Origin of the sequence: Burkholderia seminalis DSM 23518, from assembly GCF_902832885.1 — a bacterium.
Taxonomy (GTDB): domain Bacteria; phylum Pseudomonadota; class Gammaproteobacteria; order Burkholderiales; family Burkholderiaceae; genus Burkholderia; species Burkholderia seminalis.
This window is the reverse complement of the sequence record NZ_CADFDK010000002.1, coordinates 184,939-201,280: the sequence shown is the minus strand read 5'-3', so window position 1 is coordinate 201,280 and position 16,342 is coordinate 184,939. Positions and strand designations below refer to the sequence as shown.

Annotated in this window: 19 protein-coding genes and 1 pseudogene; 10 read left to right on the top strand and 10 right to left on the bottom strand. The window is 66.9% G+C overall.

The genetic code is table 11. The features are described from left to right. Positions 1 to 83: 83 nt before the first annotated feature. Both HWX00_RS07330 and HWX00_RS07325 read right to left on the bottom strand, forming a co-directional pair. Positions 84 to 554: a cupin domain-containing protein gene (locus HWX00_RS07330; RefSeq protein WP_175027029.1), complete on the bottom strand. Its 471-nt coding sequence runs from the start codon at positions 552 to 554 to the stop codon at positions 84 to 86. Positions 555 to 681: 127 nt separating this feature from the next. Further along, positions 682 to 1,905 carry a Zn-dependent hydrolase gene (locus HWX00_RS07325; protein ID WP_175027028.1) on the bottom strand — a complete coding sequence of 408 codons (1,224 nt, stop codon included), beginning with the start codon at positions 1,903 to 1,905 and terminating at the stop codon, positions 682 to 684. A 144-nt stretch (positions 1,906 to 2,049) separates the two neighbouring features. On the opposite strand from HWX00_RS07325, the gene HWX00_RS07320 reads away from it, so the two are divergent. Then, positions 2,050 to 2,967 carry a LysR family transcriptional regulator gene (locus HWX00_RS07320; protein WP_124608176.1) on the top strand — a complete coding sequence of 306 codons (918 nt, stop codon included), beginning with the start codon at positions 2,050 to 2,052 and terminating at the stop codon, positions 2,965 to 2,967. A 3-nt stretch (positions 2,968 to 2,970) separates the two neighbouring features. Here the strand turns inward: HWX00_RS07320 and HWX00_RS07315 are convergent, their stop codons facing one another. Beyond that, a complete protein-coding gene (locus tag HWX00_RS07315; RefSeq protein ID WP_049030126.1) occupies positions 2,971 to 4,323 on the bottom strand; it encodes a pyridoxal phosphate-dependent decarboxylase family protein in 1,353 nt (450 codons plus the stop codon). Positions 4,324 to 4,354: 31 nt separating this feature from the next. Continuing rightward, positions 4,355 to 4,654: an ArsR/SmtB family transcription factor gene (locus tag HWX00_RS07310; protein ID WP_049030128.1), complete on the bottom strand. Its 300-nt coding sequence runs from the start codon at positions 4,652 to 4,654 to the stop codon at positions 4,355 to 4,357. Between the two features lie 344 nt (positions 4,655 to 4,998). Between HWX00_RS07310 and HWX00_RS07305 the strand changes: the two genes are divergently transcribed. From HWX00_RS07305 to HWX00_RS07290, 4 genes are all read left to right on the top strand, one after another. Continuing rightward, positions 4,999 to 5,316 (top strand): co-chaperone GroES, encoded by a 318-nt coding sequence (locus tag HWX00_RS07305; RefSeq protein WP_034188621.1) that lies wholly within the window; start codon positions 4,999 to 5,001, stop codon positions 5,314 to 5,316. Between the two features lie 81 nt (positions 5,317 to 5,397). Further along, a complete protein-coding gene (gene groL, locus HWX00_RS07300; protein ID WP_175027027.1) occupies positions 5,398 to 7,020 on the top strand; it encodes a chaperonin GroEL in 1,623 nt (540 codons plus the stop codon). 107 nt (positions 7,021 to 7,127) lie between these two features. Beyond that, positions 7,128 to 7,382 carry a hypothetical protein gene (locus tag HWX00_RS07295; protein WP_034188622.1) on the top strand — a complete coding sequence of 85 codons (255 nt, stop codon included), beginning with the start codon at positions 7,128 to 7,130 and terminating at the stop codon, positions 7,380 to 7,382. Positions 7,383 to 7,509: 127 nt separating this feature from the next. Continuing rightward, entirely contained in the window at positions 7,510 to 7,851 is a 342-nt protein-coding gene (locus HWX00_RS07290) for a hypothetical protein (RefSeq protein ID WP_175027026.1), read from the top strand. Positions 7,852 to 7,944: 93 nt separating this feature from the next. On the opposite strand, the gene HWX00_RS07285 is transcribed toward HWX00_RS07290, so the two are convergent. The 3 genes from HWX00_RS07285 to HWX00_RS07275 form a co-directional block, all read right to left on the bottom strand. Continuing rightward, entirely contained in the window at positions 7,945 to 8,508 is a 564-nt protein-coding gene (locus HWX00_RS07285) for an Hsp20/alpha crystallin family protein (RefSeq protein WP_175027025.1), read from the bottom strand. A 131-nt stretch (positions 8,509 to 8,639) separates the two neighbouring features. Continuing rightward, on the bottom strand, positions 8,640 to 9,047 hold the full coding sequence (locus HWX00_RS07280; protein ID WP_175027024.1) for an Hsp20/alpha crystallin family protein: 408 nt from the start codon (positions 9,045 to 9,047) through the stop codon (positions 8,640 to 8,642). 15 nt (positions 9,048 to 9,062) lie between these two features. Beyond that, entirely contained in the window at positions 9,063 to 9,503 is a 441-nt protein-coding gene (locus HWX00_RS07275) for an Hsp20/alpha crystallin family protein (RefSeq protein ID WP_175027023.1), read from the bottom strand. 249 nt (positions 9,504 to 9,752) lie between these two features. Here HWX00_RS07275 and HWX00_RS07270 point away from each other — a divergent pair, with 249 nt between their 5' ends. Continuing rightward, positions 9,753 to 10,175: a hypothetical protein gene (locus tag HWX00_RS07270; RefSeq protein WP_034188580.1), complete on the top strand. Its 423-nt coding sequence runs from the start codon at positions 9,753 to 9,755 to the stop codon at positions 10,173 to 10,175. 45 nt (positions 10,176 to 10,220) lie between these two features. On the opposite strand, the pseudogene HWX00_RS07265 reads toward HWX00_RS07270, so the two are convergent. After that, positions 10,221 to 10,556 (bottom strand): annotated as a pseudogene (locus tag HWX00_RS07265) (class I SAM-dependent methyltransferase); the annotation flags it as partial. A gap of 3 nt (positions 10,557 to 10,559) precedes the next feature. Next, positions 10,560 to 11,447, bottom strand: a complete 888-nt coding sequence (locus HWX00_RS07260) for a LysR family transcriptional regulator (RefSeq protein WP_034191147.1) — start codon at positions 11,445 to 11,447, stop codon at positions 10,560 to 10,562. A 126-nt stretch (positions 11,448 to 11,573) separates the two neighbouring features. On the opposite strand from HWX00_RS07260, the gene HWX00_RS07255 reads away from it, so the two are divergent. Both HWX00_RS07255 and HWX00_RS07250 read left to right on the top strand, forming a co-directional pair. Beyond that, entirely contained in the window at positions 11,574 to 12,611 is a 1,038-nt protein-coding gene (locus HWX00_RS07255) for an aldo/keto reductase (RefSeq protein WP_175027022.1), read from the top strand. 208 nt (positions 12,612 to 12,819) lie between these two features. Further along, complete coding sequence (locus HWX00_RS07250) at positions 12,820 to 13,296, top strand: GNAT family N-acetyltransferase (protein ID WP_059560024.1); 477 nt, start codon at positions 12,820 to 12,822, stop codon at positions 13,294 to 13,296. Positions 13,297 to 13,482: 186 nt separating this feature from the next. Here HWX00_RS07250 and HWX00_RS07245 read toward each other — a convergent pair whose 3' ends face one another. Continuing rightward, positions 13,483 to 14,208 carry a class I SAM-dependent methyltransferase gene (locus HWX00_RS07245; protein ID WP_059560115.1) on the bottom strand — a complete coding sequence of 242 codons (726 nt, stop codon included), beginning with the start codon at positions 14,206 to 14,208 and terminating at the stop codon, positions 13,483 to 13,485. Positions 14,209 to 14,398: 190 nt separating this feature from the next. Between HWX00_RS07245 and HWX00_RS07240 the strand changes: the two genes are divergently transcribed. Together HWX00_RS07240 and HWX00_RS07235 are read left to right on the top strand one after the other, a co-directional pair. Then, positions 14,399 to 15,388 carry a hypothetical protein gene (locus tag HWX00_RS07240; RefSeq protein WP_069704379.1) on the top strand — a complete coding sequence of 330 codons (990 nt, stop codon included), beginning with the start codon at positions 14,399 to 14,401 and terminating at the stop codon, positions 15,386 to 15,388. A 222-nt stretch (positions 15,389 to 15,610) separates the two neighbouring features. Then, positions 15,611 to 16,204: a DUF4410 domain-containing protein gene (locus HWX00_RS07235; RefSeq protein WP_034189610.1), complete on the top strand. Its 594-nt coding sequence runs from the start codon at positions 15,611 to 15,613 to the stop codon at positions 16,202 to 16,204. Positions 16,205 to 16,342: the final 138 nt, after the last annotated feature.

The window sequence follows — 16,342 nt, the reverse complement described above, 5'->3', positions numbered from 1 at the left end:
TTACGAATTTTTATTTTGTTTATCTAAACAAAAGTCAATTGATTCGATTTTTATACGGGATCCGGTATTGATGACGTGACCAGTCACGACGACTGCTTCGGCAGATCGACGTAATCCTCGAGTTCCCCGGCGATATAAAGCCGCTTGCCAATTCGCGGGTATTCGCAGACGTCGTGTTCGAGCCGCTGCCCGCCGACGAGCAGTTCCAGCGGCGCATCGCCGGTGTTCTGCACCGTATGCGCTTCGCCGCCGCGCGGGAAGCCGATGAAATCGCCCGGCCCGATTTCACTGGCGCGTTCGCCGATCGTGACCGAACCCGTGCCGACCAGCACGTAGACGAACTCCTCTTCGTACAGGTGGCGGTGATATTCGGCCAATTCGTGACCGGGCATCAGCGTGAGCAGGTGAACACCGAATTGCGTCAGGCCGGTCAGGTCGCTGAGTTGTCGCTTGAGACGAACGGCATTGGGATTCAGCGAATGCACCGCGCGCGTCGGTTCCATCTTCTCGATATCGGCGGCCTTCAGCAGTTCCCGGGGAAAGGGAGTCGACATGGGGATCTCGCAAGCGTGAATGCGTCAGTTGAATGCGGCGCCGGCGCGGCGCGCGCAGCGGTCATTGTCCGACATTTTCACGCTTGCAAGGCGCGTCAGGCCGCCCCTGCGACGCGGCCAAACTGGGCTAACGCGCGCAATCGGCCAGCAGGTTCGCCAGCACGGACGCCCCTTGCGCGAGGTGCACCGGATCGGCGTCTTCCGCTTCGTTGTGGCTCAGGCCGGCCTTGCACGGCACGAACACCATCGCGGACGGCGCGACGTACGACAGGTTCACCGCGTCGTGCCCCGCGCCGCTGCACATCTCCAGGTACGGATAGCCGGCGGCGGCGGCCGCCCGCCGCACGCGTGCGACGCATTCCGCATCGAACACCACCGGCTCGTATTCGGCGATGGTCTGCACTTCCACCGTCGTACCGCGCAGCGCGGTGCGCCGCAAGCAGATCGCTTCGATGTCGGCGACGAGCTGCTGCAACGCCGGCCGCGACGGGTGACGCACGTCGACGCTGAAGCGGACCTTGCCCGGTATCGTGCTCGGCGAATTGGGCTGGCACGCGACATGGCCGACCGTCACGCGCGCATCGGCGTCGAATGCGTGGCCGTGCTCGACGATCGCGGCGATCATCGCGGCCGCCGCGCCCATCGCGTCGCGGCGCACGCTCATCGGCGTCGTGCCTGCATGCGATTCGAAGCCGCTCACCGCGACGTCGAGTTCGTAGATGCCCTGCACGCCCGTCACGACGCCGATCGGCAAGCCGGCCTGCTCCAGCACCGGCCCTTGTTCGATATGCGCTTCGAAATACGCGTTGGGCATCTGCCGCTCGCGCGCGGGGCCGGCGAAGCCGGTGCGTTCGAGTTCGTCGCGCAGCAGCACGCCCGTCTGCATGCACGGGCGGGCCAGCGCGTAGTCGAGATCCAGCGAGCCGGCATAAACGGCCGAGCCCATCATGCCCGGCGTGAAGCGCGAACCCTCTTCGTTGGTCCACGCGACGACGTCGATCGGATGCCGCGTTTCGATACCGTGCTCGTTCAGCGCGCGGATCGCTTCGAGGCCCGCCAGCACGCCGTAGACACCGTCGAAACGTCCGCCGAGCGGCTGCGTGTCGAGATGGCTGCCGCACATCACGGCCGGCAGGTCGGGCTGCGTGCCGGGCCGGCGCGCGAACACGTTGCCGATCGGATCGATGCGGACCTCGCAGCCGGCTGCCTCGCACCATGCGATGAAGCGGCGCCGGCCCCGCGCGTCGTCGTCGGTCAGCGCGAGCCGGCAGCTCCCGCCGTGCGCGGTCGCGCCGATCGTCGCCATCTCCATCAGCGAATCCCACAGCCGTTGCTGGTTAACGAGAATCATCGCGACCGCTCCTGAAAAGCCCCGAGCATATACACTCGACCCAATAAGAAAAATCCAAGATTTCGTTGTGGACGATAACTTTTCCTTGTCACTCGGGGTTCCACCCGACACCCCGCGCCTTCCCCGCAACCGGATCGATCGGTCATGAAGCTCAAGCAACTCGATGCGTTTCTCGCGGTCGCCGAGCATCGCACCATTCGCGGCGCGGCGCGCGCGCTCGGCGTCACGCAACCGGCCATCAGCAGCATCGTGCGCGAGCTCGAACAGGAGTTGGGCGTGCCGCTCGTCGTGCGCAGCGTGAAAGGGATCGAACTGACCGATTACGGCAGCGCGTTCGCGATTCGCGCGCGGCTGATCGTCGAGGAGATCCAGCGCACGCGCGACGAGATCGAGCAGTTGCGGCTGGGCACGACCGGCTCGGTGTCGATCGCGGTCAGTCCGACCGTCGCGTTGACGATCCTGCCGCGCGCGTTCGCCGCGTTCACGCGCGACCTGCCCGACGCGACACTGAACGTCGACGACGCGCTCACCGCGACGGATCTCGCGCGGCTGCGCGACGGTTCGCTCGATTTCATCGTCACGCATCAATTGTCGAACGCGATGCCGGACCCCGACGCGTTCGCGAGCATTCCGTTGTTCCGGACCGCGTTCGCGGTCGTCGCGAAAAACCGGCATCGGCTCGCGCGCGCCCGCTCGCTGCGCGAGCTCGTCGATGCGCACTGGTGCGTGCCGCGCTACGGCGAAGGCGGGGACGATCTGGTGCGCTCGATCTTCACGCCGTTCGGCCTCGACGTGCCGAAGCGGGTGGTTCACTGCCCGTCGTTTGCCGCGACGCTCGGGCTCGTGTCGCAGACGGATGCGCTCGGCGTGTTCGCGCGGCCGCTCGCGGACGTCGAACGCAAGTCGCGCGGAATCGTCACGCTGGATCTCGCCGAGCCGATGCCCGCGTTGACGGTTGCGATCGTGATGCGGCGGCATGCATGGCTGACACCGGCCGCGCTACACCTCATCGAATGCCTGAAAGTTGCATCCGCAACCATCACGGCCACGGCCGACGCGTGACGCTCAGCGCACGTGCACGCCGCGCAGCTCCGTCAGCAATGCGACGAGCCGGTCGATGTGCGCATCTTCCGTGCGCCACGACGACACGCTGATCCGGAACGCCGGCCGCCCCTGCCACACGGTCGCGCCGAACCATACGTCGCCCGAGGCCTGCGCGGCGTCGAGGACCGCCGCGGTTTCCGCGTCGGTGCCGGCGCGCACGAGCACCTGGTTCAGCACGACGCGGTTCAACACGTCGTAGCCGGCCGCCCGCAGCCCGTCCGCGACCCGCGCTGCCTGCGCGCAATGCCGTTCGACCATCGTGGCCACACCGGCGCGGCCGAGCGCACGCAGCGCGGCCCAGACGGGGATGCCGCGCGCACGCCGCGAGAATTCGAGGTTCAGGTTCTTCTGCGCATCGTGCGCGCCGCTCAGGTAGACGGCGTCGCTGTTCATCGCGGTGGCAAGCGCGGCCGGGTCGCGGCAGATCACCATCGCGCCGTCGTACGGCGTGTTGAGCCACTTGTGGCCGTCGGTCGTCCAGCTGTCCGCGCCGTCGATGCCGTCGGTCAGCGCGCGCTTCGCCGACGCGCGCGCCCACAGGCCGAACGCGCCGTCCACGTGTACCCAGGCGCCGGCCGCCTTCGCGGGCGGAATCAGCGCCGCGAACGGATCGAATTCGCCGGTGTTCACTTCGCCGGCCTGCACGCAGAGGATCGTCATGTCGTCGAGCGGCGGCAACTGCGCGGGGTCGATGCGGCCGTGCGCATCGACGGGCGCGACGACGATGCGCTTCATCCCGAAACCGAGCACGCGCAGCGCCTTTTTCACCGTGATGTGCGCGAGCGCGGAGATCACGACCTTCACTTCCGGCGCGCCGATCAGGCCGTCCTCGTCGATGTCCCAGCCCTTGCGCGCGAGCAATGCGCGCCGCGCGGCCACCAGCGCGACGAGCGTGCAGGCCGTTGCGCTCGTGCCGAAGCCGACCGCGCTGCCTTCGGGCAACGCGAGCACGTCGACGACCCAGCGCGCGGCCTGCCGTTCGAGCGTCGCGGCCACCGGCGAATTCGCATACGACGACGCGCACTGGTCCCACGCAAGCATCAATCGTTCGGCCGCGGCGGCAGCCGGCAGCGTCGCGCCGATCACGAAGCCGAAGTAGTTCGGGCCGTTCGATGCGACCGTCGCGGGCGTGCCGCGCTCGTCGAGCAGGCGCAGCACGTCGTCGGCCGGCCGGCCCGTATCGGGCAGCGGTTCGTCGAAAGCGGCGAGGCCGGCCAGCGCGGCCGCGTCGGGAAACGCGCGCCGGTCGGCGGTTGCAGCCAGATACGCGTGCGCGCGCCGGTCGGCGTCGGCCAGCAGTGCGAGTTCGTCCATGTCGGTTGCCTCGGTGGGAATCAGCGTTGCGTCAGAGTTGCGAGAGATCGTGGCCGAGCTGCTGGAGCGCGCCGTCGATCCGCTTGTAGTACGTGAACTTGCCGACACGCGTGGCCCGCACGAGCCCGGCATCCGCGAGGATGCGCATGTGGCGCGTGGTCGTGGCCGGCGCGATGCCGAGCTTCTCGGTGATGTACGTGCAGCACACGCCGAGCGCGTCGATATCGCCGTGCGGCTGCGGCGGGAAATGCTCGCGCGGCTGCTTGAGCCAGCGCAGCACGGCCAGACGGCTTTCGTTGGCCAGGGCGCTGATGCGGGTGACGTCGTCCATGAGATGCGGTTTCGTTTGACGTTTTGAATATTAGCTAAATGACGAAACGTGGGCAAGGGGGCGAACGGCGATGTCGGCGGGCGATGTCGTTCGCCGTTCAGGGGCACCGCCATGCGACGCGATCGCGCCTCATATGCCCTCGGCACGGTCCCTCACCTCCTGCCATCGCCACGAAACAATTTGTTACAAACAGCCATTTTCACCCCCTCTTGAAGCGCGCGACGGGCGCCTCTATTTCGCAATCCGCCAGACATTGGCTCGGCTGCATGGCGGCGTTCCACGCGCCCCGCTACCCGCAGCCGGATTCCCTTATTGGTGATCCTTTAATCGCTCAGGAGATGGAAATGCAGATTCGTCCCCTCTACGACCGGGTTATCGTCAAGCGAATCGAAACGCAGCGGACGACGGCTTCGGGCATCGTGATACCCGATTCGGCGGCGGAAAAACCGGAACAAGGCGAAATCGTCGCAGTCGGCAACGGCCGGCTGCTGCAGGACGGCACGCTGCGCGCGCTCCAGTTGAAAGTCGGCGACCAGGTGCTCTTCGGCAAATACGCGGGCCAGACCGTCAAGGTGGACGGCGAGGAACTGCTGGTCATGCGCGAAGAGGACGTCATGGGCGTACTCGAACCCGGCTCGCAAGCCGCCCGACAAGCGGCCTGACACCCGCTTCGACCGCGCCGCACCGGTGTTGGCCCGGTGTGCGCGGCATTCCGATCAACGACTTTTTCCGGAGCAATCAAAATGGCTGCAAAAGACGTGAAATTCAGCGACGGCGCGCGTAACCGCATCGTCAAGGGCGTGAACGTGCTGGCCGATGCGGTGAAGGTGACGCTCGGTCCGAAGGGCCGCAACGTGGTGATCGAGCGCAGCTTCGGCGCGCCCGTGATCACCAAGGACGGCGTGTCGGTCGCGAAGGAAATCGAGCTGAAGGAGCGCTTCGAGAACATGGGCGCGCAGATCGTCAAGCAGGTCGCGTCGAAAACCGCCGACGTGGCCGGCGACGGCACGACGACCGCCACCGTGCTCGCGCAGGCCATCGTGCAGGAAGGCATGAAGCATGTCGCGGCCGGCATGAATCCGATGGACCTGAAGCGCGGCATCGACAAGGCCGTCGGCGCGGTGCTCGACGAGCTGCGCACGCTGTCGAGGCCGATCTCGACCCACAAGGAAATCGCGCAGGTCGGCGCCATTTCCGCGAACGCGGACGAGGCGATCGGCAAGATCATCGCCGACGCGATGGAGAAGGTCGGCAAGGAAGGCGTGATCACGGTCGAGGACGGCAAGTCGCTCGACAACGAGCTCGACGTGGTCGAAGGCATGCAGTTCGATCGCGGCTATGTCAGCCCGTACTTCATCAACGATCCGGACAAGCAGGCCGCCTATCTCGACGACGCGCTGATCCTGCTGCACGACAAGAAAATCTCGAGCATTCGCGATCTGCTGCCGATTCTCGAGGCCACCTCGAAGGCCGGCAAGCCGCTGCTGATCGTCGCGGAAGATGTCGAGGCCGAAGCGCTCGCGACGCTCGTCGTGAATGCGATGCGCGGCATCCTGAAGGTCGCCGCCGTCAAGGCGCCGGGCTTCGGCGACCGGCGCAAGGCCATGCTCGAGGACATCGCGATCCTGACCGGCGCGACGGTCATCTCCGACGAAACCGGCAAGCAGCTCGACAAGGCCACGCTCGACGATCTCGGCCGCGCGAAGCGCGTCGAGGTGCGCAAGGACGACACGATCATCATCGACGGCGCGGGCGACGCGGCGCGCATCGATGCGCGCGTGAAGTCGATCCGCGTGCAGATCGACGAAGCGACGAGCGACTACGATCGCGAGAAGCTGCAGGAGCGCGTGGCAAAGCTCGCGGGTGGCGTCGCCGTGATCAAGGTCGGCGCGGTCACCGAAGTCGAAATGAAGGAAAAGAAGGACCGTGTCGACGATGCGCTGCATGCGACGCGCGCGGCGGTCGAAGAAGGGATCGTGCCTGGCGGCGGGGTCGCGCTGCTGCGCGCACGCGCGGCGCTGTCGGACCTCAAGGGCGCGAACGCCGATCAGGATGCCGGCATCCGGATCGTGCTGCGCGCGCTCGAGGCACCGCTGCGCGTGATCGTGTCGAACGCGGGCGACGAACCGTCGGTCGTGATCGCGAAGGTGCTCGAGGGCAAGGGCAACTTCGGCTACAACGCGGCGACCGGCGAGTACGGCGATCTCGTCGAGGCAGGCGTGGTCGACCCGACCAAGGTCACGCGTACGGCGCTGCAGAACGCCGCGTCGATCGCAGGGCTGATCCTGACGACGGACGCAACGGTCGCCGACGCCCCGAAGGACGAAAAGCCGGTGCAGGCCGCCGCACCGGAACTCGAGTACTGACCCGGCAGCGGGTCGTGCACGCGCCGGCCAACAGTCGCGGCCGGCGCCATTCGTTCGGCGCCGCACGCTGCCATTCACGCGGCGCCGCTTTTTTTCCGGCGACCGACATGAAACTCGAACTCTGCATCGACTCGAAACGGCTCGACATCGAACTCGACGACGTCGTGGCCGGACTGCTGGCCGCCCGGTTGAACCTGCCCGCGGGCACGGACAACCGGGACGCGCTCGCGCGCTATCTCGGCAAACAGGGCGAGCCCTGGAGCCTCGACGAAGAGCACATGCGCAGGCGCATCCTTCGCCGCCTGATTCTGGATATCGCCGACCCGGCGCTGGTCATCCGGCATCTCATGGCCGGCGAATGAACTCGACCGGCCCATCGGGCCGGAGCCGAGGCTGCGGCGTCACAGGCGCGCGCCTCGATCGTCCTGCCATCCCGCTGAATCGGACATCACCATGCCCAGCGAACCTCGTTCGTCCGTCCGCTCGTCGATGGGGCTGCCTGCCGGCGTGCTCGGGCGGGACTACCTGACGTTCTTGCAACTGGCAGTCGATGACGCGCTTCTCGGCAACACGTCAAGCGACGTCGAAGCGCTGGAAGAAGCGAAAACCGCGATCCGGCTGGGCGCCATGCGCGCGGCACGGCCGGCGATGAAAGTGTTCTTCGACGGCTGCCGGTTCTGGCTCGCCAGTCACTTTCACCGCTACGAGGCGGCCCGTCGGCTCGGTGCCCGTCATCAGGAATTCTGGTGCGAGATCGCACCGGGGCCGAAGGACGATGCCGTGAGACATGCGTCGAGCGTCGCCGGCTTCACGCCCGTCCGTCATTCCTGACCGGCGGACAAAAAACCGGCCGCGCCGCGGCCTGCGCCAACCGCCCGGTGCGCCCGGTATCCGGCCGCCGCCCCGGCACGTTGCCGGTCTGGCCTAGTGGATCTCGATCGTGCGACTCAGGGTCCGCGCCGGCTCGGATTTCGGCACGGTCAGCGTCAGCACACCGTTGTCGAACTTCGCCAAGGTACGGTCGGGGTCGGCGTTTTCCGGCATCGGGATCGTGCGCACGAAGCTTCCATGGGCACGCTCCAGCCGGTAACAGCCGTTTTCCTCGCTGCGCACGTCCTGCTTTTTCTCTCCGCGCAGCACGATCGCGCCGTCCTCGACGCTCACCTTCAGATCCTCGCGCGCCATTCCGGGCAGTTCGGCGGTCACGCGAAGCACCGGCCCTTCATCGACGACGTCGATGCGCGGCTGGAAGCGCGACGAACTGAAGTCGCCGAACCATCGTTCGAGCGCGCCACGGCCGGCGAACGGGTCATGAAGGAACGTCTCCACGACACGCCACGGCTCCCGCGAGAGCAGTCGCGGAATGTCGGGCAACGAGGCCTGCCACGGTTCGCTCGCTGGCGGATTTTCCGGACCGTCCCCGTCGGACTTGCGGGCCGCGCCGCGCAGGAACTTGAACGGGTTCCATTTTTTCGGATCGGTATTCATGGCGTCCTCCGATGATGTCCTTTCCCGGGATTGCCGCGTGACAGCGGACGCCGGTGCCCCCTGCGTCCGGTTCGCGACGGGCGGCCGCACGGTCGCGGCCGCCTAGGCTCCCGATTTGCCGTTGACGAAGGTCAACCGGTCTTGACTTCGATGCGCCGCGGGCGCGCCTCGTCGCGACGTGGGAGGGTCAGTTTCAACACGCCGTCCCGGAGGCTCGCCTCGATCTTCGACGTGTCGAAGTCCGGCGACAGCGTGAACGTCCGCGCGAAGTGCGGCTCCCGGACCTCCGCATGCTGCAGGCGCAGTTGGGCGGGCGTCGGCACCGCCGCCTCGGCCTCGATCGAGAGGCTGCCGTCGTGAACCTTGATGTCCAGCTTGTCCTTCGTCACGCCGGGCAGATCCGCCCACAGGGTGATGCCCTGACTGTCCTCGTATATGTCGACGGCCGGCGTGAGGGTGATCCGGCGCGCGGGCTGCTCCGTGCCGCGACGCGTGAGGGCGGACGGGTCGCGTTCAGCCAGTTGGGTCGTGTCGTTCATGATCGCCTCCTTGCGTTACTGGACAGAGATGGCGCGCGGCCTCGACGACTCGCGCTTGCCGACGCTGATCGACAGGCAGCCGTTGTCGTAGCGCGCCTGGACCTTGTCGGGATCGGCCGTGTCGGGCAACTCGATGACGCGCCGAAAGGTGCCGGCAAAGCGCTCCTGCGCATAGGTGCGCGTCTCGCTTCCCGTGTCGGGTTGGGTCGACCGCCGCCCGCCGCTGATGATCAGCAGTCCCTTGTCGATCGACACATCGAGTTCGTTGGCATCGATTCCCGGCGCGAATGCGACGATCTCGATCGACTCGTCGGTCGCGCCGATGTTGATCTGCGGAAACGTGCCGGACCGGCCGGCGCGGATGCTGGACGGGAAGCCGCCGAAGCGTTGCGCCATCTGCTGCTGCAGGCGGTCCAACTCGCTGAAGAAGTCGGTTCCGAAGTAAAGATCGCTCATGATCGTATCCTCCTCGAGTGCAGCCGGGAGGCGAACGGGCCTACGCGCTCCAGTTCGCCTGCCGGACTGCCGGCAAACAAATCGAAACACGCAGCGCGCGGGATGAGGTCACTCGCGCGTCTGCCTAAGCGAAAATCAAGATAGGCACTCCGCGGAAAATTTCAAGCCGGGCCGGCGGATTTTCGCACTTGAAATTCCGGTGCTGGAACCTATCATCGCAGCGACCCGGAACTGCATGCGGAGAACGTCATGGAATTCGACACGGACTGGCTCACGCTGGGCAGGCATCGCGTCCGGCTGCGCTCGACGAAAGGCTTTCCGACCGAAACGATGCGCACCGTGACCGAGGTCGTCCGGCTCGCGATCGACCACAACATGAGCGCGCGGGCGCGGCTCGTCGAAGTCGTCTGCCGGCAGGAGCGGACCTACGACGTGCTGGTCGGCACGACGATGGCGGAGGACCAGGTTTGTGCACCGCAACTTGAAGCGGCGGTGGCGGTCGTGCTGGGCCTGCTGCCCGAGCAGATCAACATCACGGTCACCCCCGTCACGCAAAAGGAGGTCGACCTGCACTTCGGCGTGTACGAGCGGATGCTGTCGGAGAAGCTGAGTACGACGCCACCGATCCGCGGACCGGCCGGTCCGCCGCCCGAAAACAGCCTGGCCGGATGACGGGAAGGCCGTTGCGCCGGGTGTGCCAGGTCGGACGTTCACCCCGACCGGCCGCGCCTTGATCCACCGAAACAGCGGCATACGCGCCCATTGCCTCAGTTGATCCGTATCGGCGTGATCGGGCTGCGGCCCGGCGAAGCCGCCGCGATCGCGGAACGGATGCACGAGCGAGATGAACAGCAGCCCGTCCGGCTTCAGCACGCGGCGCGCCTCGTGCAACGCGCGCTGCATGTCGTCGAGGTCCATCAGCACGTTGTACGCCATCACGAGATCGAAGCCGGCATCGTCGAACGGCAGCGCCGCCGCGTCGGCCAGTTGATAGCGATGCGCGGAATCGGCATGACGCGCGGCGTCGAGCATCGCGGGCACCGCGTCGCTCGCGTGTCACGTCGTCGCCAGCGCCTGCGCCAGCCTGTCGATCAACGCACGCACGCGCCTCGGCTGCGCGGCGCTGCCCGGATAGACGATCTGCAGATCGACGTCGCCCGGCGAGAACGCACCGAGCACCTCGACCAGTGCGCCGGACGCCAGATCCTGTTCGACGTCGACCAGCGACTTCAGCGCAACGCCATGCCCCGCGATGCACCACGCGCGCACGAGCGCGCCGTCGTTGGCCACGCGGCGGCCACGCACCATCACGCGCTTCGGTTCGCCATCGATGCTGAACGGCCATTCGGCATACAGGTCCGGCCCGAAGCGCATCACGATGCAGTCGTGAGCGGCGAGCTCGTCCGGATGCACCGGCGTGCCGTGCGCGGCGAGATACGCAGGCGACGCGCACACCACGCGCCGCGCGCGGCCGAGCAAACGGCTGCGCAGCGAACTGTCCGCAAGCGTGCCGCGGCGGATCGCGAAATCGAGCCCCTGGCCGACGAGATCGACGTAGCCGTCGCCGAGATGCAGGTCGACCGTCACGCCTGGATGCTCGGCCAGAAACGCATCGACGACGGGCACCACGCGCTCGCGCCCGAGATCGGCCGGCGCACTCAGCCGCACGGGCCCCGACAATGTCTGCACGCCGAGCCGCACGCGGCTTTCGAGTTCGTCGGCCTCGGCCAGCAGGCGCCGCGCGCCGTCGACGAGCGTGCGGCCCTCGTCGGTCAGGCTGATCGCGCGCGTCGTGCGCGTGAGCAACGCCGCGCCGTAGTGGCGCTCGAGCGCCGTCAGCCGCTCGGACACCGTGGCCGGCGACAGGCCGACCTCGCGGCCTGCCGCGGCCAGCCCGCCCTTCTCCACGATGCGCAGGAACAGCGCGAGGTTGTCGAGCAGCATTGTTCGCCTCTTCCGAAGGATATTTTCGCTATCTTCAGGATTATCAGGAAAAGTCGCAAACGATACATTGAGTGGCCGACGATCGACATGCGGCCCCGCTCGCTCACCCGACCAAAGGAAACGCAGATGGAATACCGTACGCTCGGCCGTTCCGGCCTCAAGGTTCCCGCCCTGAGCTTCGGCGCAGGCACCTTCGGCGGCACCGGCCCGCTGTTCGGCGCATGGGGCAACACGGGCGTCGATGAAGCGCGCCGCCTCGTCGACATTTGCCTCGAAGCCGGCGTCAACCTGTTCGACACGGCCGACGTGTATTCGGACGGCGCGTCCGAGCGCGTGCTCGGCGCGGCGATCAAGGGGCGTCGCGACCAGGTGCTGATCTCGACGAAAACGGGCTTGCCGACCGGCGACGGTCCGAACGATGCAGGCACGTCGCGCGCGCGGCTCGTGCGCGCCGTCGACGACGCACTGCGCCGCCTCGACACCGACTACATCGACCTGCTGCAGCTGCACGCATTCGATGCGGGCACGCCGGTCGAGGAAGTGATGTCGACGCTCGACGATCTCGTGCGCGCGGGCAAGCTGCGCTACATCGGCGCCTCGAACTTCGCCGGCTGGCAGATCATGAAATCGCTCGCAGCGGCCGATCGGCACGGCTGGTCGCGCTATGTCGCCAACCAGGTCTACTACTCGCTCGTCGGCCGCGACTACGAATGGGACCTGATGCCGCTCGGCGCCGACCAGGGCCTCGGCGCACTCGTGTGGAGCCCGCTCGGCTGGGGCCGGCTCACCGGCAGGATCCGCCGCAACGCGCCCCTGCCCGAAGGCAGCCGCCTGCATGAAACGGCCAGCTACGGGCCGCCGGTCGACGACGCACGCCTGTACGACGTGGTCGATGCACTCGACGCGATCGCGGAGGAAACCGGCAAGACGGTGCCGCAGATCGCGCTGAACTGGCTGCTGCAGCGGCCGACCGTGTCGTCGGTGATCGTCGGCGCGCGCAACGAGGAACAGTTGCGGCAGAACCTCGGCGCGGTCGGCTGGGCGCTGACCGATGCGCAGGTCGCGAAGCTCGATGCGGCAAGTGCGGTCGAAGCGCCTTATCCGTACTTCCCGTATCGCCGGCAGGCGGCGTTCGCGCGGTTGAACCCGCCGCTGCGCGGGTAAGCCTCCGCGCCGAACCCGTCCGCGCATCCCGAACGTGTTGCCGGGTCGTCATGATCCTGTTGCGCCGCTGCTTGCGGGTTGGCCGTGGCACCATGAAATGCCGCCGGCATGGGCCTACCCATGGTGCCGTGAACTTCCTATCGTAGAGACCTGCGACGCGTCGGCCGGATCGGCCACGCGCGCCCTTCTCATCGAAAGGCCCGCCAACATGAATGCCAACGACACCGGACTGACCGTACGCGCGGTCACGGAAGACGACTACGACCAGTGGCTGCCGCTGTGGGACGGCTATAACCGCTTCTACGGCCGTTTCGACGACACGGCCCTGCCGATGCGCATCACGCAGCTCACGTGGTCGCGCTTCTTCGACGCCTACGAACCGGTGCATGCGCTCGTCGCCGAGCGCGCAGGCCGGCTCGTCGGGCTCGTGCATTTCCTGTATCACCGCAGCACGACGCTGGCCGGACCGACCTGCTACCTGCAGGACCTGTTCACGCTCGACAGCGAGCGCGGCCAGGGCGTCGGCCGCGCGCTGATCGAGGCCGTGTACGACACCGCGCGTGCGCATCGCGCCGAACGCGTGTACTGGCAAACGCACGAGACGAATCACACGGCGATGCGGCTGTACGACACCGTCGCGGAAAAGCCGGGGGCCGTGCTCTACCGGAAGGAGTTGTCGCGCTGAAAGGGATGAAAACGGGTGTCGGAATGCTGGCCGTCTCACGTCGACAAGCCACAGTAGCCCAGGGGATACGAGATCCGTCGTTCCATCGGTTTCTGCATCCCCACGGCTACCCGTTCAACGCGTCAATTCATGTTCTCATCCGGACAGGCGAACCCATCGTCGTCGCCCGACCTTGACCGCCCGCGCTCACCCCACCGGCCGCGCCTTGATCCACAAAAACAGCGGCACGCGCGCCCATTGCTTCAGTTGATCCGTATCGGCGTGATCGGGCGGCGGCTCGCGTAGCGACACGATCGCGAGCCCCGCCGCTTCCAGCGCTTCCATGTACGCCTGCAGCGGCAGCGACCAGCCCGCGAAGTGCATCGACAGCCCGTCGCGCGTTTCCACACCGTCGAAATGCGCGCGCCCGAAATAGCTGCCCTTCAGCACGAACGGCGCGTCGGGCTGCGGCCCCGCGAAGCCGCCGCGATCGCGAAACGGATGCACGAGCGAGATGAACAGCAGCCCGTCCGGCTTCAGCACGCGGCGCGCCTCGTGCAACGCGCGCTGCATGTCGTCGAGGTCCATCAGCACGTTGTACGCCATCACGAGATCGAAGCTGGCATCGTCGAACGGCAGCGCCGCCGCGTCGGCCAGTTGATAGCGATGCGCAGAATCGGCATGACGCGCGGCGTCGAGCATCGCGGGCACCGCGTCGCTCGCGGTCACGTCGTAGCCGAGCGCCTTCAGCTCGCGGCTCACGCGGCCCTCGCCGCAGCCGATCTCCAGGGCGGTGCCGGTGCCGCGGCCGATGTAGGCCGCGAGCCCGGCGCGGTATTTCCAGAATGCGTCGTGGCCCGGCTTGCCGGCCCAGCCGATCCATTGGTCGGCCACCTGCGTCCAGTGTTCGGTGATGGCTTTCGTGTTCGTCATGTCCGCTTCCGCCCGGTATTCGTCGTTGCCCAGGATGCGCATGGTAAGCCGAAGCGGCGAACGGCGCGGGCGGATTGGCCATCCGGCCGGTTTCCGTTTCCGGCCGCGACGTCCTACAGTTACGGGAAACAACCCGTGCCGCCGCGCATCGCCCCGTTCGACGATGCGCACCCGATTCCGAGGAAAATCCATGCCGAGCATCCTGGCCGCCCCCGCCGATCTCCCGCCGAGCGCCGTCGCGGCGGAAACGCGCATGGTGCACGACGTCGCGACGCTGAAGCCGTCCGACTACCGTGCGGCGGACGGCGCGTCGTGGGTCATCTCGACCATCACGCCGGCAAAGGACAGCGGGCAGAACGTCACCGGCACGACGGTTTTCGACACCGCGAAAGGCCGCACCGTCCCGGTGCCCGACGCGCGCCGCCGCTACGCGAATCGCGGCACGTGGCAGGTCGTCGCGAGTTCGAGCCCCGCCGTGCCGGCGACGGGCCATTACGACTGGCTGACGCTCGCGTGGCTGCCGATCAACCGGCGGCCGCTGCCGCAAACGCCCGAGCACCTGTATTCGCCGTTCATTCACGGCGGCACGATCGTGTACCGGTGGAATCCGGCGGCGGAAGGCGGTGAGCAATTCGGCAACGTCAGGATGATCTTTCCGGCATGGACGCAGCAGGTGGCCGACGCGCTGCGATCTGCACCGGCAGCCGCGCCCGCCAGCGTGCCTGCGCTCGATCGGCTGGATGCCGACCGCAATCCGATGACCGCCGTGCTCGACTTCGGCGACGCGCTGCGCGACGAACCGGTCGAGCGGATCGTCGCGCGGCTGCCGGCGTTGCTGCAGGTCAAGGACCTGCATGAACTGTCGGCGCTCGTGTTCCTGTGCCTGTCCGGGTCGCGCGCCGAAGACCGGCCGCGTCTCGTCGAAAGGATCGACGCAGCCATCGCGGGCACCGATGACCCGGCACGCCTGCTGGCAATCGCGTACGGGACGTTCGCCGCGGGGCGGGCGCAACCGGTACCGTTTGGCGACCCGGCGCGGATCGCACTCATCAACGACGTATTCGGCGCGCTGAAACGGCGGACGTCGGCACTCGGCGTACCGGTTACGGAAGGGTCGCCGTGGTACGAGTTCTTCACCGCGTATCGGCTAGGCGAATCGGCATCCCGCAACGGCCAGTAATCGCTCGTCAATAGACGACCTCGCAAACGCAATGGCGAATCCCCATCGCCGTCCACCACTCACCGTGCATTGTCCCGGCCATTCATTGGCGTACTCACACCGCGACGAATAAACACCGATTCGATTTTCGATCTATTCGTCGAATTGAATCCGGTCGCCCCGTGTTAAATTCCCGCCCGGCCACAGAGCCAATTCAAATAACCCAAATCAAAAGACCAAATCATGAAATCTCTTTTCCGCCACGCCGCGCTGGCATTCGTGACGATCGGCTTCCTGTCGGGCTGCGCCAGCAGCGTGACACGCGACGCCAGCGATCCGGCCGGGGCCGCCGTGACCGCATCGACGACGAAATTCGGCACGAAACCCGTGATCGTGAAGGTCACGCTCGACAATGCCGCGCAGGAAGCGTTGAAAGACAACCTGAAGTTCGACGCGAAGAAACTGCAGGAAAAAATCGAAAGCGCACTGGATGCACGCAAGCTGCTGGCAAAGGCGGATTCGACCGATGCCATGCATCTGAACGTCGAAGTCAACAGTATTCGCGTGCGCTCGAGTTTCTCCGCCGTCATGTTCGGTTTCATGGCCGGCAACGATCACGTCGACGGCACCGTGACGCTGCTCGACGCCGACAACCACCCGATCGACCGTTTCAAGGTGTCGGCATCGTATGCACTCGGCGGCATCGCCGGCGGGATGGACGATACGCGCATGAACTGGCTGTACGAGAAGTTCACCGAGAAGACGCTGACCACGCTCGAACCGGCGGCCGGCGCGCAGCAGGCTGACGCGGCACCGGCTGCTTCGAAGAAGCTGTAAGACTCGACGCTCGACGGGCCGCGGATGCGCGGCGCGTCGAGCCACGGCGGCATCCCCGTGCCGCCGGCGACGAACGGCCGCGCCGAGCGCAAGCCGGGCGTCAAGCAATGCGCGAGTGAATGCCCTGTGCTCGCATGT

Coding starts and splice junctions, on each gene's coding strand:
- HWX00_RS07330 (WP_175027029.1), bottom strand. CDS start 554: ATGTCGACTCCCTTTCCCCGGGAACTGCTGAAGGCCGCCGATATCGAG.
- HWX00_RS07325 (WP_175027028.1), bottom strand. CDS start 1,905: ATGATTCTCGTTAACCAGCAACGGCTGTGGGATTCGCTGATGGAGATG.
- HWX00_RS07320 (WP_124608176.1), top strand. CDS start 2,050: ATGAAGCTCAAGCAACTCGATGCGTTTCTCGCGGTCGCCGAGCATCGC.
- HWX00_RS07315 (WP_049030126.1), bottom strand. CDS start 4,323: ATGGACGAACTCGCACTGCTGGCCGACGCCGACCGGCGCGCGCACGCG.
- HWX00_RS07310 (WP_049030128.1), bottom strand. CDS start 4,654: ATGGACGACGTCACCCGCATCAGCGCCCTGGCCAACGAAAGCCGTCTG.
- HWX00_RS07305 (WP_034188621.1), top strand. CDS start 4,999: ATGCAGATTCGTCCCCTCTACGACCGGGTTATCGTCAAGCGAATCGAA.
- groL (WP_175027027.1), top strand. CDS start 5,398: ATGGCTGCAAAAGACGTGAAATTCAGCGACGGCGCGCGTAACCGCATC.
- HWX00_RS07295 (WP_034188622.1), top strand. CDS start 7,128: ATGAAACTCGAACTCTGCATCGACTCGAAACGGCTCGACATCGAACTC.
- HWX00_RS07290 (WP_175027026.1), top strand. CDS start 7,510: ATGGGGCTGCCTGCCGGCGTGCTCGGGCGGGACTACCTGACGTTCTTG.
- HWX00_RS07285 (WP_175027025.1), bottom strand. CDS start 8,508: ATGAATACCGATCCGAAAAAATGGAACCCGTTCAAGTTCCTGCGCGGC.
- HWX00_RS07280 (WP_175027024.1), bottom strand. CDS start 9,047: ATGAACGACACGACCCAACTGGCTGAACGCGACCCGTCCGCCCTCACG.
- HWX00_RS07275 (WP_175027023.1), bottom strand. CDS start 9,503: ATGAGCGATCTTTACTTCGGAACCGACTTCTTCAGCGAGTTGGACCGC.
- HWX00_RS07270 (WP_034188580.1), top strand. CDS start 9,753: ATGGAATTCGACACGGACTGGCTCACGCTGGGCAGGCATCGCGTCCGG.
- HWX00_RS07260 (WP_034191147.1), bottom strand. CDS start 11,447: ATGCTGCTCGACAACCTCGCGCTGTTCCTGCGCATCGTGGAGAAGGGC.
- HWX00_RS07255 (WP_175027022.1), top strand. CDS start 11,574: ATGGAATACCGTACGCTCGGCCGTTCCGGCCTCAAGGTTCCCGCCCTG.
- HWX00_RS07250 (WP_059560024.1), top strand. CDS start 12,820: ATGAATGCCAACGACACCGGACTGACCGTACGCGCGGTCACGGAAGAC.
- HWX00_RS07245 (WP_059560115.1), bottom strand. CDS start 14,208: ATGACGAACACGAAAGCCATCACCGAACACTGGACGCAGGTGGCCGAC.
- HWX00_RS07240 (WP_069704379.1), top strand. CDS start 14,399: ATGCCGAGCATCCTGGCCGCCCCCGCCGATCTCCCGCCGAGCGCCGTC.
- HWX00_RS07235 (WP_034189610.1), top strand. CDS start 15,611: ATGAAATCTCTTTTCCGCCACGCCGCGCTGGCATTCGTGACGATCGGC.